The organism is Pseudoalteromonas sp. PSi26, assembly GCF_054960575.1.
In genome coordinates this window covers 1-599 of sequence record NZ_JBHNYT010000044.1, presented here as the reverse complement: position 1 = coordinate 599, position 599 = coordinate 1, and the positions used below count along the sequence as shown (strand labels likewise).

Genomic DNA, 599 nt, shown 5'->3' with positions numbered 1-599 from the left:
ATGTAAGAATCTAGTGCTTCTGCAAGCTCTACAATCTTGTCTTCCCACTCTTTCTCACCTTCAAGTGCTTTAAGTGCAGAACCTTGAATTAGTGGTAAGTCGTCACCTGGGAAATCGTACTCAGAAAGAAGTTCACGAACTTCCATTTCTACTAGTTCAAGTAGCTCTTCGTCATCAACCATGTCACATTTGTTCATGAATACGATGATGTAAGGTACGCCAACCTGACGAGAAAGAAGGATGTGCTCACGCGTTTGTGGCATTGGGCCATCAGTCGCAGCTACTACTAAGATAGCGCCGTCCATTTGTGCAGCACCAGTGATCATGTTTTTAACATAATCGGCGTGACCTGGACAATCTACGTGTGCGTAGTGACGAGTTGGTGTGTCGTACTCAACGTGTGAAGTTGAGATAGTGATACCACGCTCGCGCTCTTCTGGAGCGTTATCGATTGATGCGAAATCTTTAGCAACACCGCCGTATACTTTTGCAAGTACGTTAGTGATTGCTGCAGTTAGTGTAGTTTTACCGTGGTCAACGTGGCCGATTGTACCAACGTTTACGTGCGGTTTTACGCGTTCAAACTTTTCTTTTGCCAT

1 protein-coding gene is annotated in these 599 nt (G+C 45.1%); it reads right to left on the bottom strand.

Annotated features, from left to right (window positions below; all coding sequences use genetic code 11):
* Positions 1 to 599, bottom strand: a 599-nt coding sequence (locus ACFI34_RS18755) for a GTP-binding protein (RefSeq protein WP_462674596.1), incomplete at its 3' end; no start/stop codon positions are given.